This window comes from Pseudomonas sp. WC2 (assembly GCF_050586545.1).
In the GTDB taxonomy this organism is placed as follows: domain Bacteria; phylum Pseudomonadota; class Gammaproteobacteria; order Pseudomonadales; family Pseudomonadaceae; genus Aquipseudomonas.
Window position 1 is genome coordinate 235,248 of record NZ_JBOBDR010000007.1, and the last position, 14,020, is coordinate 249,267.

Consider the following 14,020-nt stretch of genomic DNA (forward strand, 5'->3'; position numbering starts at 1 on the left):
TGCCCTGCTTCACCGGCTCAATTGATTCTGTAGCGTCGGCGCAATCCGCGTAGGGCGAAGCTGACCCAAGGCCAAAGCAAGGCGCTGACCAGTGCCGGCAGCACCAGCGCCAGAGTCGGCTGACGGTTACCGGTCAAGGCACTGAGCCACAGTTGCACCAGTTGCGCGAGGCCGAAGATCACCAAAATCACCAGACATTGCTGCCACATCGGAAACATCCGCAGGCGTTGCTGCAGCGACAGCACCAGGAAAGTAATCAGGGTCAGGATCAGCGCGTTCTGGCCAAACAAGTCGCCCTGCAGAACGTCTTCCGCCAGCCCCAGACAGAATGCCGTGACCATGCCGACCGTGTGCGGCATGTACAAGGCCCAGAATGTCAGGAGCAAGGCCAGCCATAGCGGGCGCAGTATCTCCATGAAAATCGGCAGCGGTGACACGCTGAGCAGCAAGCCAACGAGAAACGTCAGCCAGACGATCCAGCCGTTCCGCGATGCGGTAGCGCCAACCATTATTCTTGTCTCCCGGTTGTGGCCGGGGCACTGACGGGCGGTTTCGCCGCTGGTCGCGCCGCAGGCTGGGCAGCTGGAGGTTTGCTGGCCGCTGGGGTCGCTGCCGGTTGTTTCGCCGCCGCAGGCGGTTTGCTCGCGGCCGGTTTGGTCGCAGTAGCAGTAGCAGCGGGTGCAGCGGGCGTGGCCGCCGGTGCAGGGGATGGCGCTGCAGCAGGCGCGGTCACGGTTTTCGGCACGGTGGCCGGAATGATCGGGCCGCCGCCGAAGGCATCGAGATTTTCCTGCGCCTGCGCGGCGTCGTTGGCGCGCTCTTCAGCCGTGCGCGTATCACTGAACACCAGCAGCAGGTAGCGGCTGCGGTTCAACGCGGCAGTCGGTACTGCGCGAACGATCGCGAAGGGCTGACCGGAATCGTGGATGACTTCTTTCACCGTGGCGACCGGGTAACCCGCCGGGAAGCGCTGACCGAGACCGGAACTGACCAGCAGATCGCCTTCCTTGATGTCGGCGGTGTCGGCAACGTGACGCAACTCCAGACGCTCCGGGTTACCGGTGCCGCTGGCGATCGCGCGCAGACCATTACGGTTCACCTGCACAGGAATGCTGTGAGTGGTGTCGGTCAACAGCAGCACACGCGAGGTGTACGGCATCAACTCGACCACCTGGCCCATCAAGCCGCGCGCATCGAGCACCGGTTGACCGAGCACCACGCCATCACGCTCACCTTTATTGATGATGATGCGATGGGTGAAGGGATTGGGGTCCATGCCGATCAACTCGGCCACTTCGACCTTTTCGTTGACCAGTGCGGAAGAATTGAGCAACTCGCGCAGCCGAACGTTCTGCTCGGTGAGGGCGGCAAGTTTTTGCATGCGCCCCTGCAACAGCAGGTTTTCGGTCTTGAGTTTTTCGTTTTCGGCGACAAGCTCGGTGCGGCTGCCGAACTGGCTGGCAATCCCTTCCCACAGACGTCCGGGCAGGTCAGTGATCCAGTAGGCGTCCATCAGCACCAGCGACGCTTGTTTGCGCGCGGGCTTGAGCAGATCAAAGCGGGCATCGACCACCATCAGCGCGACCGACAGCACGGCCAGCACCAACAGGCGCACGCCCAACGAAGGGCCCTTGGCGAAAAGCGGTTTAATAAGCCGCTCCTCCCAGGCAAATGTTCTGTTTATTCATACGGCATCAAACCGGCCTGGATGAAGACTGACAGAAGATAAACGCCAACAGGCAGCACTGCAAAGTGCTGCCTGCGCGCGTTCACCCACGTATTGCAAACCAGCACTTATTCGCTGGAGAGCAGGTCCATGGTGTGCTTATCCATCATTTCCAATGCACGGCCACCGCCGCGAGCAACACAGGTCAGCGGATCTTCGGCAACGATCACTGGCAGACCGGTTTCCTGGGCCAGCAACTTGTCGAGGTCACGCAGCAGCGCGCCACCACCGGTCAGCACCAGGCCACGCTCGGCGATGTCGGAAGCCAGTTCCGGCGGCGATTGCTCCAGCGCGCTCTTCACAGCCTGAACGATAGTGGCCAGGGACTCTTGCAGAGCTTCCAGCACTTCATTGGAGTTCAGGGTGAATGCGCGTGGAACGCCCTCGGCCAGGTTGCGACCGCGAACGTCGACTTCGCGAACTTCGCCGCCCGGGTAGGCCGTGCCGATTTCCTGTTTGATGCGCTCAGCGGTGGATTCACCGATCAGGCTGCCGTAGTTACGACGCACGTAAGTGATGATCGCTTCGTCGAAGCGGTCGCCGCCAACGCGTACGGATTCGGCATAGACCACACCGTTCAGGGAGATCAGCGCGATTTCAGTAGTACCGCCACCGATATCCACGACCATCGAACCGCGCGCTTCTTCTACCGGCAGGCCGGCACCGATCGCAGCAGCCATTGGCTCTTCGATCAGGAATACTTCACGGGCACCGGCACCGAGGGCCGATTCACGGATGGCACGACGCTCAACCTGGGTGGATTTGCATGGAACGCAGATCAGCACACGAGGGCTAGGCTGCAGAAAGCTGTTTTCGTGAACCTTGTTAATAAAGTATTGCAGCATCTTTTCGCAGACGCTGAAGTCGGCGATCACGCCGTCTTTCATCGGACGAATGGCAGCAATGTTGCCCGGCGTACGGCCGAGCATGCGCTTGGCCTCGGTGCCGACAGCAACGACACTTTTCTGATTACCGTGTGTCCGAATGGCCACAACCGATGGCTCATTCAGGACGATACCGCGCTCGCGCACGTAAATAAGGGTGTTGGCAGTGCCCAGGTCAATGGAAAGATCGCTGGAAAACATGCCACGCAGTTTCTTGAACATGGGAAAGGGACCCTAGGCAACGCGTGGGTAAAAAAGTGCGGCAAACTCTAACAACGACAGGGATTTTGGGCAAGGCGCCAATATGTTAAATTGGCCGCTTTTCTGTGCACCAAGCCCCACAATCGCGGCCTTATGACCGTAGAAGTGCGGTAGTGTTCCGACAATCTAACACACGGACGACGTCCGTTCTGTTTTCCACAGGAGAATCCCGATGGCGCTAGAACGCTCCGACGTGGAAAAAATCGCACATCTGGCCTGCCTTGGCCTCAATGATGCCGATCTTCCACACATTACTTCCGCCCTCAACAGCATTCTCGGGCTGGTCGACGAAATGCAGGCGGTCAATACCGACGGTATCGAGCCTCTGGCCCACCCGCTGGAAGCCAGTCAGCGCCTGCGCGCCGATGTCGTGACCGAGACCAATCACCGCGAGGCTTACCAGTCCATCGCACCAGCGGTCGAAAACGGCCTGTATCTGGTTCCGAAAGTCATCGACTAAAGGGAAAGAGCCTGCAATGCATCAAATGACTCTGGCCGAGATCGCCCGCGGTCTCGCCGATAAAAAGTTTTCCTCCGAAGAGCTGACCAAAGTCCTGCTGGCGCGTATTACCCAGCTCGATCCACAGCTCAACAGTTTCATCAGCCTCACCGAAGAGCTGGCCCTCGAGCAGGCGAAAGCCGCCGATGCACGCCGCGCCAACGGTGAGAGCGGCGCCCTGCTCGGCGCGCCGATCGCGCACAAAGACCTGTTCTGCACCCAGGGTATCCGCACCAGCTGCGGCTCGAAGATGCTCGACAACTTCAAAGCCCCGTACGACGCCACCGTGGTCGCGAAACTGGCCGCTGCCGGTGCCGTGACGCTGGGCAAGACCAACATGGACGAATTCGCCATGGGTTCGGCCAACGAGTCGAGCTGGTACGGCGCAGTGAAGAACCCGTGGAACCTCGAACACGTACCGGGCGGTTCGTCCGGCGGTTCGGCGGCCGCAGTTGCCGCGCGCCTGTTGCCTGCGGCGACGGCCACCGATACCGGTGGCTCGATCCGTCAGCCAGCAGCGTTCACCAACCTCACTGGCCTGAAACCGACGTACGGTCGCGTTTCGCGCTGGGGCATGATCGCTTACGCCTCCAGCCTCGATCAGGGCGGCCCGTTGGCGCGCACGGCCGAAGACTGCGCAATTTTGTTGCAAGGTATGGCTGGCTTCGATCAGAACGACTCCACCAGCATCGATGAGCCAGTGCCGGATTACTCCGCCAGCCTCGGCGATTCGCTGCAAGGCCTGCGCATCGGCGTGCCGAAGGAATACTTCAGCGCCGGTCTCGACCCGCGCATCGCCGAGCTGATCCAGAACAGCATCAAAGAGCTGCAGAAGCTCGGTGCCGTGATCAAGGAAATCAGCCTGCCGAACATGCAGCACGCGATTCCTGCGTACTACGTGATCGCGCCGGCAGAAGCGTCTTCGAACCTGTCGCGTTTCGACGGCGTGCGCTTCGGCCATCGCTGCGAGCAACCGAAAGACCTGATCGATCTGTACAAGCGCTCCCGTGGCGAAGGCTTCGGCGCGGAAGTCCAGCGCCGGATCATGGTCGGGGCATACGCGCTGTCCGCCGGTTACTACGACGCCTACTACCTGAAAGCGCAGAAGATCCGTCGCCTGGTGAAGAACGACTTCATGGCTGCCTTTAATGAAGTCGACATCATCCTCGGCCCAACCACGCCGAACCCGGCCTGGAAGCTTGGCGCGAAGAACAGCGACCCGGTCGCTGCCTATCTGGAAGACGTCTACACCATCACCGCCAACCTCGCGGGCCTGCCGGGCCTGTCGATGCCGGCCGGTTTTGTCGACGGATTGCCGGTTGGCGTGCAGTTGCTCGCGCCGTATTTCCAGGAAGGTCGCCTGTTGAACGTTGCCCACCAGTATCAGCTCAACACTGACTGGCACACCCGCACCCCAACCGGCTTCTGAGGAGACACACATGCAATGGGAAGTCGTGATCGGGCTGGAGATTCACACTCAGCTCACTACCCGGTCGAAAATCTTTTCCGGTAGTTCCACCACATTCGGTTCCGAGCCGAACACTCAGGCCAGCCTGATCGATTTGGGCATGCCCGGCGTGTTGCCGGTGCTGAACCAGGAAGCGGTGCGCATGGCAGTGATGTTCGGTCTGGCGATTGACGCCGAGATCGGTCAGCACAACGTGTTCGCCCGTAAAAACTATTTCTACCCGGACCTGCCGAAGGGCTATCAGATCAGCCAGATGGAATTGCCGATCGTTGGCAAGGGCCACCTGGACATCGCGCTGGAAGACGGCACCGTCAAACGTGTCGGCATCACCCGCGCGCACTTGGAAGAAGACGCCGGCAAGAGCCTGCACGAAGAGTTCAACGGTGCCACCGGCATCGACCTGAACCGTGCCGGCACGCCACTGCTGGAGATCGTTTCCGAGCCGGACATGCGCAGCGCCAAGGAAGCCGTGGCTTACGTCAAGGCAATCCACGCGCTGGTGCGTTACCTCGGCATTTGCGACGGCAACATGGCCGAAGGCTCGCTGCGTTGCGACTGCAACGTGTCGATCCGTCCAAAAGGCCAAGTCGAGTTCGGCACGCGCTGCGAGATCAAGAACGTCAACTCGTTCCGCTTCATCGAGAAGGCGATCAACTCCGAGATCCAGCGTCAGATCGAGCTGATCGAGGACGGCGGCAAAGTGATCCAGCAGACTCGTCTGTACGATCCGAACAAGGACGAGACCCGTCCGATGCGTTCGAAAGAGGAAGCCAACGACTACCGTTACTTCCCCGATCCGGATCTGTTGCCGGTGGTCATCGAAGAGTCGTTCCTCGGCGAGGTGCGCGCCACCCTGCCGGAACTGCCTCCGCAAAAACGCGAGCGCTTCCAGGAGCAATTCGGTCTGTCGGTCTACGACGCCAGCGTGCTGGCCACCAGCCGCGAGCAAGCCGATTACTTCGAGAAAGTCGCGAGCATTGGCGGCGACGCCAAACTGGCGGCTAACTGGGTAATGGTCGAGTTGGGCAGCCTGCTCAACAAGCAAGGTCTGGACATCGACGAGTCGCCGGTTTCCGCCGAGCAACTGGGCGGCATGCTCCAGCGCATCAAGGACAACACCATCTCCGGCAAGATCGCGAAGGTCGTGTTCGAAGCGATGGCCAACGGTGAAGGCAACGCGGACGAGATCATCGAAAAACGTGGCCTCAAGCAAGTGACCGACAGCGGCGCGATTTCAGCGGTGCTCGACGAAATGCTCGCAGCCAACGCTGAACAGGTTGAACAGTATCGTGCGGCGGATGAAGCCAAACGCGGCAAGATGTTCGGCTTCTTTGTGGGCCAGGCGATGAAAGCGTCGAAAGGCAAAGCCAACCCGCAGCAAGTGAACGAACTGCTGAAAAGCAAGCTCGAAGGCTGATTCTGGCCCCGCGCTCGGGGATCGTTCCCACGCTCTGCGTGGGAATGCCGCCCCGGACGCTCCGCGTCCATTGCGGTGTGACGCAGAGCGTCACGGGATGCATTCCCACGCTGGAGCGTGGGAACGATCACTTTGGAGTATCTGAATGAAACGTCTGCTCGGCGCCTGCGCCCTGCTCTCTTTACTGGCCGGTTGCGCCAGCAACGACATCATCGACCCGCACGGTTACGACCAGACCGGCGTCGCTTCTTATTACGGTGCCAAGCACCACGGTAAACGCACCGCCAGTGGCGAAGCGTTCAACCAGAATTCCCTGACCGCCGCCCACCGCCAGTTGCCCTTTGGCACGCGGGTGAAGGTCACCAACCTGAAAAACGATGAGTCCGTTGTGGTGCGCATCAACGATCGTGGCCCGCATACGCGTGGACGCCTGATTGATGTTTCACGCGAAGCCGCCAAACAACTCGGTATGCTCAGCAGCGGTACCGCGCGGGTTCGCGTGCAGGCCCTCGACTGATGGAGCGCTGACCATTTTCGGACTGACCGATTTGCCGCTGATCAGCGTGATCGAACTGCTCGCCGGTTTGTGCCTGCTGATCTTCGGCGCCGAACTGATGGTGCGCGCAGCGGTGCGTCTGGCCGAGCGTCTGCATGTGCGCCCCTTGATCATCGGTCTGACGATTGTCGCGCTCGGCAGCAGTGCGCCGCAGATGGCCGTAAGTGTGCAAGCGGCGTTGGCGCACAACCCCGACATCGCCGTCGGCAGTGTGGTCGGCAGCAGCATCTTCAATATCCTTGTCACCCTTGGTCTCTCGGCGCTGATCATTCCGCTGCGCGTCTCACGGCAACTGGTGCGCCTGGATATTCCGCTGATGATCGGTGCCAGTCTGCTGGTGTTCATATTGGCGTGGAACGAAGAGATCGGGCGATTCGACGGCATTCTGCTGCTCGGCGCACTGGCGTTGTACCTCGGTTTGTTGCTGCGTCAGTCGCGACACTCGGCGCGCCCGCACTCGGCGCAAAATGCCCCCGCGCAGACCTCATGGGGGGCCAGCGTTTGCATGATTATTGTTGGCCTCGCCATGCTGGTGTTCGCCGGACACTTGCTGCTCGGCGCGGCGGTGGTGGTGGCGACGGACCTGGGTTTCTCCGAACGGGTGATCGGCCTGACCGTGGTCGCCGTCGGCACGTCGCTGCCGGAACTGGCGACATCGTTGATCGCCGCCCTGCGCGGACAACGCGACATCGCCGTGGGTAACGTGATCGGCGCCAATCTTTTCAACCTGCTCGGCGTACTCGGGCTCACAGCATTGATCGCGCCGACACCGTTGTCGGTCTCGCCGAACGCATTGGATTTCGACCTGCCGGTGATGCTCGGGGTCGCCGCGCTGTGCCTGCCGGTGTTCTATTCCGGCTACCGCGTGACCCGCGCCGAAGGTTTGTTGTTGCTCGGTTTGTATCTGGTCTACGGGCTCCACGTGGTGTCGTTCACCACCGGCATGCCCTTGGCCGGCAAGCTGGAGCGGCTGATGCTGTTTTATGTCCTGCCACCGCTGTTGGCGTATTTGTTGTTCACGTCGATCCGCGCCTGGCGCCGCCAACACCACAAGAGTGATATGCCATGACCGAATCGAAGAAGTCCGGGGTAGATGTCCGCCGCCAGGTAATGGGCGATGCGTTCGTTGACCGGGCGCTGGGCAACGCCACCGAGTTCACCCAGCCGTTGCAGGATTTCGTCAATGAACACGCGTGGGGCGGTGTGTGGAACCGTGAAGGTTTGCCGCTTAAGACTCGCAGTTTGATAACGCTTGCAGCGCTGACCGCGCTGAAGTGCCCGCAAGAGTTGAAGGGCCATGTGCGCGGTGCGCTGAACAATGGCTGCACGGTGGACGAGATTCGCGAAGCGCTGCTGCATTGCGCGGTGTATGCCGGCGTGCCGGCGGCGATTGATGCGTTTCGGGCAGCGCAGGAAGTGATCGATACCTACCAAAAGCCTTAGCGATTCAGCGCCTGTGAAATAGCTTTCGCGAGCAGGCTCGCTCCCACATTGGAATGCATTTCACAGGTGGGAGCGAGCCTGCTCGCGAAGAGGCCCTGAGCAACGCCGCAAGTCTCAATGCTAGATCCACCCACCCCACTGCAACACAAAGATCCCGATGTTGGTAGTAACCGCCGCCATCAACGTGGTCAGCACAATGATCGCCGCCGCCAATTCATGATTGCCCTGCGCCGCCCGGGCCATGACGAAACTCGCCGCCGCCGTCGGGCTGCCGAAATACAGAAACAGAATCCCCAACTCCGCCCCACGAAAGCCCCACAACCACGCCCCCAGCGTCGCCAGCACCGGCAAACCGATCATCTTCACCAGACTCGAACTGAGCGCCATGTTGCCGCTCTTGCGCAACGCCGCCAGTGACAGGGTGCCGCCAATGCAGATCAACGCCAGCGGCAAGGTGGTCTGCGCCAGATACTGACCGGACGTTTCCAGCCAGCCCGGCAAACCGATCTTGAAATAGGCAAACGGCGCCGCCGCAATCACGCTGATGATCAGCGGGTTGCTGAACACGCTTTTGCAGATGCTCCACGGATCGGATTTGATCACCGGGCTGTACACCGCCAGCACAATGGTCGACAGCGTGTTGTAGAAAAGAATCACCAGCGCCGCGAGGATCGCCCCGAGGGAAATCCCGTAATCGCCGTACATGCTCGCCGCCAGTGCCAGGCCGATCACGCCATTGTTGCCGCGAAAGGCACCTTGGGTGTAGATGCCGCGATCTTCGCGCGGGCACTTGAAAATCGCCCATCCCCAGGCGATGGCGAAGCTCACCAGCGTGGCAAGGGAGAAGTAGATCAGTAGGGACGGTTGCAACGCCGCGTGCAGGTCAGCATGCAGAATGCCGAGGAACAGCAGCGCCGGCATGGTGACGTTGAACACCAGCGACGAGGCGGTGTGGATGAAGTTGTCGTTGATCCAGTCGATGCGCTTGAGCAGCACACCGAGAAACAGCATGGCAAACACCGGCGCGGTGATGTTCAGGGTTTCGAGGAAAATTGCCAGCATGCCGGGGAGCCTTGGGTGAGCGTCGTTAGGGGGCTAATGATAAGCCACTTTCACCCTGATCGTTCCCACGCTCTGCGTGGGAACGCCTCCTGTGACGCTCCGCGTCACGCTTTTGGGACGCAGAGCGTCCCGAACTGCATTCCCACGCGGAGCGTGGGACCGATCAATGGCGCGCTATCAGGTAATCGGCGCCGGGTTGAACAACGTAATGTCGTTATGCAGCTTGTGTTTCTCCGCCCACGTCTGCTGCTTGCCGCTGGCAACATCCAGATAGTAGTGAAACAACTCCCAACCCAACTCTTCGATGGTTGCGCGCCCGGTGGCAATCCGACCGGCGTCGATGTCGATCAGATCCGGCCAGCGCTGCGCCAGCTCCGTACGCGTCGAGACTTTCACCACCGGCGCCATCGCCAAACCGTACGGCGTGCCACGCCCGGTGGTGAACACATGCAGGTTCATCCCCGCCGCCAACTGCAACGTGCCGCAGACAAAATCACTCGCCGGCGTCGCACAGAAAATCAAACCCTTCTGCTTGAAGCGCTCGCCCGGGCCGAGCACGCCATTGATCGCGCTGCTGCCGGATTTGACGATCGAACCCAGCGACTTCTCGACAATGTTCGACAGCCCGCCCTTCTTGTTGCCCGGCGTGGTGTTGGCGCTGCGATCCGCTTCACCCTTGGCCAGGTAACGGTCGTACCAATCCATCTCGCGCACCAGTTCTTCGGCGACGGTTTTGGTTTCGGCACGTGAAGTCAGCAGGTAAATCGCATCGCGCACTTCGGTGACTTCGGAAAACATCACCGTTGCCCCCGCACGCAGCAGCAAGTCCGAGGCATAGCCCAGCGCCGGGTTGGCGGTGATTCCGGAGAACGCATCGCTGCCTCCGCACTGCATGCCGAGGATCAGCTCGGACGCCGGCACGGTTTCGCGACGGCGCTGATCGAGTTTCTTCAGGCGCACTTCCGCCAGTTCCATGATCTGCTCGATCATCTCGGTGAAACCGTGACTGGAATCCTGCAAGCGATACAGCCACGGATCACTGAGATCGACCGACGCATCGTCCTCGTGCATCACCTGCCCGGCCTGCAATTTCTCGCAGCCCAAGCTGATCACCAACGCTTCGCCACCGAGATTCGGGTTGCGCGCCAGATTGCGCACGGTGCGAATCGGGATGTAAGCGTCGGTGGCGGTAATCGCCACGCCGCAACCGTAACTGTGGGTCAGCGCCACCACGTCATCGACGTGCGGATACTTCGGCAGCAGCTCATCCTTGATGCGTTTCACCGCATGATCGAGTACGCCGGTGACGCACTGCACGGTGGTAGTGATGCCGAGAATATTGCGCGTGCCGACGGTGCCGTCAGCGTTTCGATAACCCTCGAAGGTGAAGCCTTCCAGCGGAGCCTGTGCGTCCGGCACGTCGGTGGACAGCGGCAAGCTGTCCAGCGGCGGCGCGGTCGGCATGCGCAATTGATCTTCCTTGACCCAACTGCCGCGGCGGATCGGCTGCAAGGCGTAGCCAATCACCTGACCGTAGCGAATCACCTGGCCGCCCTCGGGAATGTCTTCGAGGGTGACCTTGTGGCTCTGCGGCACGAATTCCACCGTCACCAGGCCATCGGCAAACTCAGTGCCGGCCGGTGCACCCTGGTCATTGACCACTACCACCACGTTGTCCCGCTCGTGCAGGCGGATGTGGCGCGGCGAGTCGGAATGTTCAATCAACTGCATGACGCCGCTCCTCAGGAATGCGCTTGAGACAATTTACCGCTGGCTTCAACACCGCCGTTGGTTGGCGGCTCTTTGAGTACCACACGTTTGATCGGGCCAACGATGACCAGATAGCTGAACACCGCCACCAGTGCGTTGGCACCGACGAACACCAGCGCCCATTTGAACGAACCGGTGGAGCTGATGATGTAGCCAATTACGATCGGTGTGGTAATCGAAGCGATGTTGCCGAAGGTGTTGAACAGGCCACCGCTCAGACCGGCAATCTGTTTCGGCGAAGTGTCGGAAACCACCGCCCAACCCAGTGCGCCAACGCCTTTGCCGAAGAAAGCCAGGGCCATGAAGCCGACGACCATCCATTCCACTTCAACATAGTTGCAGGCCACGATGCTGCTGGAAACCAGCAGGCCGGCGATGATCGGCGCTTTGCGCGCGAAGGTCAGCGAATGGCCTTTGCGCAGCAGGTAATCGGAAATCACCCCGCCAAGTACGCCGCCGATAAAGCCGCAGATTGCCGGCAACGAGGCGATGAAACCGGCCTTGAGAATGGTCATGCCACGCTCTTGCACCAGATACACCGGGAACCAGGTCAGGAAGAAATAAGTGATGCCGTTAATGCAGTATTGGCCGAGGTACACGCCAAGCATCATGCGGTTGGTCAGCAACTGACGAATGTAATCCCATTTCGGACCGTCGGACTTTTTGCCCTTCTGATCCATGTCGACCATGCCGCCGTTTTCAGCGATGTGTTTGAACTCGGCTTCGTTGATACGCGGGTGTTCACGCGGGCTGTAGATCACTTTCAGCCAGACCAGCGAGAAGATGATCCCGAGAATACCCATGACGATGAACACGTGCTCCCAACCGAAGGAGTACACGATCCAGCCCATCAGCGGTGCGAACAACACGGTGGCAAAGTATTGCGCCGAGTTGAAGATCGCCGAAGCGGTGCCGCGCTCTGCGGTCGGGAACCACGCCGCGACGATGCGCGCGTTGCCGGGGAAGGATGGCGCTTCGGCCAGACCAACCAGGAAGCGCAGCATGAACAGCGCAACGATGGCCGTGGACATGCCGAATTCACCGACAAAGCCTTGCAGCACGGTGAACAGCGACCAGGTGAAAATGCTCAGGGCATAGACTTTTTTCGAGCCGAAGCGATCGAGCAGCCAGCCACCGGGGATTTGCCCGGCCACGTAGGCCCAACCGAATGCGGAGAAGATGTAGCCGAGGGTGACTGCGTCGATGCCCAGATCTTTTTGCAGGCTGGAGCCGGCAATGGCGATCGTGGCACGGTCGGCGTAGTTGATCGTGGTCACCAGAAACAGCATGAGCAAGATCAAATAGCGGACGTGAGTCGGCTTGGACGATTGCATGTAGATGTACTCCCACTGATTATTTTTATGCGCGGGTGAATCTTCTTTGGTGTTTCTGTTGTGGGAGCCGGCTGCCCAGCTCCCACCAGTATTGCGTTAATCAGGAACCGATGTAGCTGGTCTTCACGACCGTGTAGAACTCTTGCGCATAGCGGCCTTGCTCACGTGAGCCATAGGATGAACCCTTACGGCCACCGAACGGAACGTGATAATCGACGCCCGCGGTCGGCAAGTTGACCATCACCATCCCGGCTTGCGAATGACGTTTGAAGTGGTTGGCGTACTTCAGCGAGGTGGTCGCGATACCCGCCGACAAACCGAACTCGGTGTCGTTGGCCATCGCCAGCGCCGCGTCGTAATCGGCCACGCGAACGATGTTGGCCACAGGCCCGAAGATTTCTTCACGGCTGATGCGCATCGACGCTTCGCTGTCGGCAAACAGCGTTGGCGCGAGGAAGTAGCCTTCGGTGTCGCAAGTCACCAGACCTCCGCCGCTGACCAGACGCGCACCTTCGGACTGGCCGATGTCGATGTACTTCATGTCCTGTTCCAGCTGCGCTTGCGAAACCACTGGACCGATGTCGGTGCCGGATTTCAACGCGTGGCCGACCTTGATCGACTTCATGCGCTCGGCCATGGCCTCAACGAATTTATCGTGAATGCCGGCGGTGACGATCAAACGGCTGGAAGCGGTGCAACGCTGGCCGGTGGAGTAGAACGCGCTCTGCACCGACAGCTCGACCGCTTGTTTGAGGTCGGCGTCGTCGAGAATGATCTGCGGATTTTTGCCGCCCATTTCCAGCTGGACTTTGGCTTGGCGCGACACGCAGTTGACCGCGATCTGCCGACCCACACCCACCGAACCGGTGAAGCTGATGCCGTCGACTTTCGGGCTGTTGACCAACGCTTCGCCAACCACACGACCGCTGCCCATCACCAGGTTGAACACGCCGGCCGGGAAGCCTGCGCGGGAGATGATTTCCGCCAGTGCCCAAGCGCAGCCCGGAACCAGATCGGCGGGTTTCAAAACCACGCAGTTGCCGTAGGCCAGGGCCGGGGCAATTTTCCACGCAGGAATGGCGATCGGGAAGTTCCACGGGGTGATCAGACCGACCACGCCCAGCGCTTCGCGGGTCACTTCAACGTTGACGCCCGGACGCACCGACGGCACGTAATCGCCGGACAGACGCAGGCATTCACCGGCAAAGAACTTGAAGATGTTGCCGGCGCGGGTCACTTCGCCGATGGCTTCAGGCAGGGTCTTGCCCTCTTCCCGGGCCAGCAGGGTGCCGAGTTCTTCGCGACGGGCGAGGATTTCCGTGCCGATCTTATCCAGCGAATCGTGGCGAGCCTGAATACCCGAAGTCGAATACGCCGGGAACGCGGCGCGGGCGGCGTCGATGGCGGCATTAACCTGAGTCAGGTCAGCCTTGGCGTAGTCGCCGATGGTGTCGCTCAGCTCGGACGGGTTGATGTTTGCCGAGTAGTCGGCACCGGCAACCCATTCACCGTTGATGTAGTTGTCGTAGCGTTTTGCAGTTGTCACAGGGCAGCCCTCAAAACTAAAAGCCTTTACGCAAAAAGCCGCTGATTACTCAGC

General features: G+C 60.4%; 13 protein-coding genes. 6 read left to right on the top strand and 7 right to left on the bottom strand.

All coding sequences use genetic code 11. The features are described from left to right. Positions 1-17: 17 nt before the first annotated feature. From mreD to mreB, 3 genes are all read right to left on the bottom strand, one after another. The gene (gene mreD, locus ACQ4OE_RS11225; RefSeq protein ID WP_122595161.1) at positions 18-509 is read right to left on the bottom strand and encodes a rod shape-determining protein MreD; all 492 of its coding nucleotides are present in this window, start codon (positions 507-509) and stop codon (positions 18-20) included. Beyond that, positions 509-1,651 carry a rod shape-determining protein MreC gene (gene mreC / locus ACQ4OE_RS11230; RefSeq protein WP_430946697.1) on the bottom strand — a complete coding sequence of 381 codons (1,143 nt, stop codon included), beginning with the start codon at positions 1,649-1,651 and terminating at the stop codon, positions 509-511. Before mreC ends, mreD begins: the two co-directional genes overlap by 1 nt. Positions 1,652-1,794: 143 nt before the next feature. After that, the gene (gene mreB, locus ACQ4OE_RS11235) at positions 1,795-2,832 is read right to left on the bottom strand and encodes a rod shape-determining protein MreB (RefSeq protein WP_002555108.1); all 1,038 of its coding nucleotides are present in this window, start codon (positions 2,830-2,832) and stop codon (positions 1,795-1,797) included. A 211-nt stretch (positions 2,833-3,043) separates the two neighbouring features. On the opposite strand from mreB, the gene gatC reads away from it, so the two are divergent. From gatC to ACQ4OE_RS11265, 6 genes are all read left to right on the top strand, one after another. After that, on the top strand, positions 3,044-3,331 hold the full coding sequence (gene gatC, locus ACQ4OE_RS11240; RefSeq protein ID WP_007901429.1) for an Asp-tRNA(Asn)/Glu-tRNA(Gln) amidotransferase subunit GatC: 288 nt from the start codon (positions 3,044-3,046) through the stop codon (positions 3,329-3,331). A 16-nt stretch (positions 3,332-3,347) separates the two neighbouring features. After that, positions 3,348-4,799: an Asp-tRNA(Asn)/Glu-tRNA(Gln) amidotransferase subunit GatA gene (gatA, locus tag ACQ4OE_RS11245; protein ID WP_220557806.1), complete on the top strand. Its 1,452-nt coding sequence runs from the start codon at positions 3,348-3,350 to the stop codon at positions 4,797-4,799. A 10-nt stretch (positions 4,800-4,809) separates the two neighbouring features. Then, entirely contained in the window at positions 4,810-6,255 is a 1,446-nt protein-coding gene (gene gatB / locus ACQ4OE_RS11250; RefSeq protein ID WP_430946682.1) for an Asp-tRNA(Asn)/Glu-tRNA(Gln) amidotransferase subunit GatB, read from the top strand. 145 nt (positions 6,256-6,400) lie between these two features. Further along, positions 6,401-6,772, top strand: coding sequence for a septal ring lytic transglycosylase RlpA family protein (locus tag ACQ4OE_RS11255; protein WP_430946683.1), 372 nt, complete (start codon positions 6,401-6,403; stop codon positions 6,770-6,772). A gap of 46 nt (positions 6,773-6,818) precedes the next feature. After that, positions 6,819-7,880 carry a calcium/sodium antiporter gene (locus ACQ4OE_RS11260; RefSeq protein ID WP_430946698.1) on the top strand — a complete coding sequence of 354 codons (1,062 nt, stop codon included), beginning with the start codon at positions 6,819-6,821 and terminating at the stop codon, positions 7,878-7,880. Beyond that, positions 7,877-8,254, top strand: a complete 378-nt coding sequence (locus ACQ4OE_RS11265; protein ID WP_430946684.1) for a carboxymuconolactone decarboxylase family protein — start codon at positions 7,877-7,879, stop codon at positions 8,252-8,254. Before ACQ4OE_RS11260 ends, ACQ4OE_RS11265 begins: the two co-directional genes overlap by 4 nt. Positions 8,255-8,374: 120 nt before the next feature. Here the strand turns inward: ACQ4OE_RS11265 and ACQ4OE_RS11270 are convergent, their stop codons facing one another. From ACQ4OE_RS11270 to ACQ4OE_RS11285, 4 genes are all read right to left on the bottom strand, one after another. After that, a complete protein-coding gene (locus tag ACQ4OE_RS11270; RefSeq protein ID WP_430946685.1) occupies positions 8,375-9,316 on the bottom strand; it encodes an AEC family transporter in 942 nt (313 codons plus the stop codon). Positions 9,317-9,493: 177 nt separating this feature from the next. Further along, positions 9,494-11,047, bottom strand: a complete 1,554-nt coding sequence (gene garD, locus ACQ4OE_RS11275; RefSeq protein ID WP_430946686.1) for a galactarate dehydratase — start codon at positions 11,045-11,047, stop codon at positions 9,494-9,496. An 11-nt stretch (positions 11,048-11,058) separates the two neighbouring features. Continuing rightward, positions 11,059-12,420, bottom strand: coding sequence for an MFS transporter (locus tag ACQ4OE_RS11280; RefSeq protein ID WP_007915342.1), 1,362 nt, complete (start codon positions 12,418-12,420; stop codon positions 11,059-11,061). Between the two features lie 100 nt (positions 12,421-12,520). Then, positions 12,521-13,966, bottom strand: a complete 1,446-nt coding sequence (locus ACQ4OE_RS11285) for an aldehyde dehydrogenase family protein (RefSeq protein ID WP_122595169.1) — start codon at positions 13,964-13,966, stop codon at positions 12,521-12,523. Positions 13,967-14,020 lie beyond the last annotated feature (54 nt).